This window comes from Hansschlegelia beijingensis (assembly GCF_045505405.1).
GTDB lineage: Bacteria > Pseudomonadota > Alphaproteobacteria > Rhizobiales > Methylopilaceae > Methylopila > Methylopila beijingensis_A.
Genome location: NZ_JBJKEX010000483.1, coordinates 1 through 1,760, shown reverse-complemented (window position 1 = coordinate 1,760; position 1,760 = coordinate 1). Strand labels below are relative to the sequence as shown.

The following is a 1,760-nucleotide window of genomic DNA, read 5'->3' as shown; positions in this document are numbered from 1 at the left end:
TGCGCCGGCTCTTCGTCCTGGTGGCGGCTCAGGCCGTTGGCGAGTCGCTGCAGCAGCGTCATGCGCTTGCGGTCCGGAGCGGCGGATTCGGCCTGCTCGCGGCTCGCGGCGCGCACCTGCGCCTGCACGGGCATCGGCAGATCCTCGATCCGCGGCATGCGCGGCATGCGCGACGGCGCCCGCTCCGCGTGCGGCGGGATGAAGGGCTGCTCGTGATCCTCGTGCTCCTCCATCTCCGGCGCAGCGTGCATCGGCTGCTCGGCGATCGGAGCGCGCGGGGCGGCGGCGCGGATCGTCACGTCCTCGATCGCGGCGACGACCTGGGCGTCATAGTGATTCTCCTCGGCGGGAGCCTCCATGGCGTGGTCGGTCGCCTGCGCGGGGCGGAACTGCGGCAGCGGCTGGGGCTCCGGCGAGCGGGTCGCAGCGGGCTGGGTCTGCTTGAAGCGGTTCGACAGCTCGGCGATGCGCTGCTCGGCCGGGCTCGGCATGCCCGCCTCGAGGATGTGGTCGATGCCGGTCGCGACGACGGACACGCGGATGATGCCGTCGAGGCTCTCGTCGAAGGTCGCGCCGAGGATGATGTTGGCCTCGGAATCGACCTCCTCGCGGATGCGGGTCGCGGCCTCGTCGACTTCATAGAGGGTGAGGTCGTTGCCGCCGGTGATCGAGATCAGCAGGCCGCGCGCGCCCTTCATGGAGACGTCGTCGAGCAGCGGGTTGGCGATCGCGGCCTCGGCGGCCTGGACGGCGCGCTTGTCGCCGGAGGCTTCGCCGGTGCCCATCATCGCCTTGCCCATCTCGCGCATGATCGCGCGGACGTCGGCGAAGTCGAGGTTGATCAGGCCTTCCTTGACCATCAGGTCGGTGATGCAGGCGACGCCCGAGTAGAGCACCTGGTCGGCCATCGCGAAGGCGTCGGCGAAGGTGGTGCGCTCGTTCGCGACCCGGAACAGGTTCTGGTTCGGGATGACGATGAGGGTGTCGACCGCCTTCTGCAGCTCCTCGATGCCCGCCTCGGCCGTCTTCATCCGGCGCTGGCCTTCGAAGTGGAACGGCTTGGTGACGACGCCGACCGTCAGGATGCCGGCCTCGCGGGCGGCGCGGGCCACCACGGGCGCGGCGCCCGTGCCGGTGCCGCCGCCCATGCCGGCGGTGATGAACGCCATGTGCGCGCCCGACAGGTGATCGCGCAGTTCGTCGATCACCTCTTCGGCGGCCGCCCGACCGACTTCCGGCTGGGAGCCGGCGCCGAGGCCCTCGGTCACCTGCACGCCCATCTGGACGATGCGCTCGGCCTTGGAGAGCGTCAGCGCCTGCGCGTCGGTGTTCGCGACGACGAAGTCGACGCCGGCGAGCCCGGCCTCGATCATGTTGTTGACCGCGTTGCCGCCGGCGCCGCCGACGCCGAACACGGTGATCCGCGGCTTGAGCTCCCGGATGTCCGGCATCTTCAGGTTGATCGTCATCGCATGCCTCTAAGGTTCTCGCGCCATCCCGGCGATTGCCATTTCAGTTTCGGCGTTCGGGGGGCGCGCTCGCCCCATCCGACCGTCGGCCGCCGCGCCGCCGGTCAGAAACTCTCTTTCAGCCACCGCCCCACGCGGTGGATGTACGTGTTCTTCTGCGCCGGTCCGCCCCGCCGCATGCGTCGCGGATCGACATGTTCGAGCCCCGCGACCTGCGGGAACACCAAGAGCCCCACGGGGGCCGCGAAGGCCGGCCCCTTGGCCGCCTCCGGGAGCCCGCGAGCCCCGAGC

General features: G+C 70.9%; 1 protein-coding gene and 1 pseudogene. Both read right to left on the bottom strand.

Going from position 1 to position 1,760, the window contains the following annotated elements; genetic code table 11:
• Nucleotides 1-1,469, bottom strand: a 1,469-nt coding sequence (ftsZ, locus tag ACIKT0_RS17855; RefSeq protein ID WP_407106674.1) for a cell division protein FtsZ, incomplete at its 3' end; no start/stop codon positions are given.
• A gap of 104 nt (nucleotides 1,470-1,573) precedes the next feature.
• Nucleotides 1,574-1,760: pseudogene (locus ACIKT0_RS17850) on the bottom strand (cell division protein FtsA); the annotation flags it as partial.